1 protein-coding gene and 1 pseudogene are annotated in these 2017 nt (G+C 39.1%); both read right to left on the bottom strand.

What is annotated here, in order from left to right; all coding sequences use genetic code 11:
- Nucleotides 1-669, bottom strand: a 669-nt coding sequence (gene gnd, locus V7659_RS30805; RefSeq protein WP_335543803.1) for a phosphogluconate dehydrogenase (NAD(+)-dependent, decarboxylating), incomplete at its 3' end; no start/stop codon positions are given.
- 197 nt (nucleotides 670-866) lie between these two features.
- Nucleotides 867-2017: pseudogene (gene zwf / locus V7659_RS30800) on the bottom strand (glucose-6-phosphate dehydrogenase); the annotation flags it as partial.

The raw sequence follows: 2017 nt of genomic DNA, 5'->3' as shown, positions 1-2017 counted from the left end.
ATTTTCTGTTAATTCCATCAGCCATGAACGAATAACGGATCCATTATTCCAAACACGTGCGACCTTTTCGTAATCAAAATCAAATTCGCTTTTCTCAAGCACTTCGAAACCTTCTCCAATGGCAGCCATCATCGCATACTCAATTCCATTATGAACCATTTTTAAGAAGTGCCCGCTTCCAGCTTTGCCGGCATATAAGAAGCCATTTTCCACAGCTGTATCCTTGAAAAGGGGTTCCACCACCTCCCATGCTTCTGGATCACCGCCAATCATATAACAAGCGCCATTTCGAGCACCTTCCATACCGCCTGAAGTACCCGCATCCATAAATCTCACGCCAATTTCCTTTAATTCGTTGTAGCGTTGAATCGATTCTTTATAGTGGGAATTACCTGCTTCAACGACAATATCGCCTTTTTCCAAATAGGGTAAGACTTCACCTATAACTGAATCAACCACTGCATGAGGGACCATGATCCAGACAATTCTTGGGTGATCTAAGGACTGGATGAGTTCTTTATAACTCGATACACCTGTTGCTCCATATTGTTTCATATTTTCAACTGCACTTGGATTAACATCAAATGCAACAACTTCGTGATGGTGATCCATTAAATTTTGCCCTAAGTTTAATCCCATTTTCCCTAAACCAATAAGTCCTACCTTCATTATCTCTCCTCCAATTTGTAAAATAATTTTTTCTGTTTCTTTAATAATCTACCTAGGAATGTTGTAAGACACTTTTCGCAATACGTACTACAATATCAACGGTAAATCCAAACTGCTTCATGACTGCTGCTCCATCACCTGAAGCACCAAATGTCTAGATTGAGTTTTGAGACATTATTTTTTCCCTCCAGATTATCTTAGATGTGTAGTACAGTGTCCTTTTTTTCTTGAAGCTTTTCATTAAGCCACCATTTAAAGCCATTTTCCAACAGCAAGGAATCAGAAGCTGCAGGACCATACGAACCTGATTGATATTTATGGAGCGGCACAATATTCCCCTCAAATGCATTAAGAATTGGCTGTACCCATTCCCATGACAATTCAACTTCCTTCCAATGAGCAAAGAAGGTAGAATCCCCATTAACAGCATCATAGATTAGTCTTTCATACGCTTCAGGTACTCCCAATCCTATTTGATCATTCGAGAAATTAATTCTAATAGGAGTAACCTTTCCATCTCTTAATGGGTTTTTGCTGTTTAATTGTAAAGAGATATTTTCATTAGGATTAATTTCAATAATTAATAAATTAGGATCGATTTGATTATTTTTATATGATTGGTTTTCCTTATTTTTAAATTCAATGACAATCCGCGTTGATTTTTCCTTCATTCNNTCATTCTTTTTCCAGTACGAATGTAAAAGGGAACTCCAGCCCACGATGGCTGGTCAATCCACAAACGGGCAGCGACAAATGTATCAGTTGTGGAAAAAGGATTTACACCAGGCTCTTCTCTATAACTTGGAACTTTTTGATCATTTATCTCTCCTGAAATGTATTGGCCGCGAACAATATCGTATGGGATATCTTTTTCTTTTACGGGGCGAAGAGCTTCCATGACCTTCCGCTTCTCATTTCTAATTTCCGCTGCGTTAATCTTTTGGGGCAGATGCATGGCTGTCATCATTAACATTTGCAACATATGGTTTTGAACCATATCTCTTATTGCTCCTGCTTGGTCGTAATAACCCGCTCGCTTCTCAACCCCAACGGTTTCACTCGCAGTTATTTGGACATTTGCAATATGGTTATTATTCCAAACCGACTGTAGTAGGGGGTTTGCAAAAACCAATGCTTCCAGGTTCTGAACCATTGGTTTGCCTAAGTAATGGTCGATTCGGTAAATTTCCTCTTCTTTAAAAGCACGGCTGAGTTTTTTATTGAGTTCACGTGCAGATTGGAGGTCATGACCAAAGGGCTTTTCAATGATTAATCGTTTCCAGCCAGTTGTCTGACCAAGGCCGCTATTTTTTATGTTTAAGGCAATCGTGTCAAAAAATTCTGGTGC

It is taken from the genome of Neobacillus drentensis (assembly GCF_036966985.1).
Lineage (GTDB): Bacteria > Bacillota > Bacilli > Bacillales > Cytobacillaceae > Neobacillus > Neobacillus drentensis_E.
Note: the sequence above shows the minus strand (reverse complement) of the source record. Positions and strands in the feature narration are given on the sequence as shown.